At 39.5% G+C, this 294-nt stretch carries 1 protein-coding gene; it reads left to right on the forward strand.

What is annotated here, in order from left to right:
- Positions 1–101 precede the first annotated feature (101 nt).
- Positions 102–294: vWA domain-containing protein (locus SB679_RS23710; protein ID WP_410704713.1), on the forward strand; the 193-nt coding region annotated here is incomplete at its 3' end.

A 294-nucleotide genomic window follows, 5' to 3' on the forward strand; every position in this document is an offset into this window, starting at 1 on the left:
GTACTCATATTCAAACTAGACTTTAACTTTTTATTCAACATACAAGCCGGCGGAGGAAGTCGAAGACTTCCTCCGCCGGCTTCAGAATTAATAATTGTCTTATGAACAGAAGATTATTAGCCTATTTTTTACTGGATACTTCCGGTTCCATGAATGGAGAACCTATTCAGGCTCTTAATAATGGATTCAACGGGTTGATCAGTATGCTCCGAGCAGATCCACAGGCTATGGACAGCCTCCATTTGAGTGTTATTACTTTCGATAGGGAAGTTAAAAATATTATTCCGCTCATTG

This window comes from Chryseobacterium sp. SIMBA_029, from assembly GCF_046535275.1.
Lineage (GTDB): Bacteria > Bacteroidota > Bacteroidia > Flavobacteriales > Weeksellaceae > Chryseobacterium.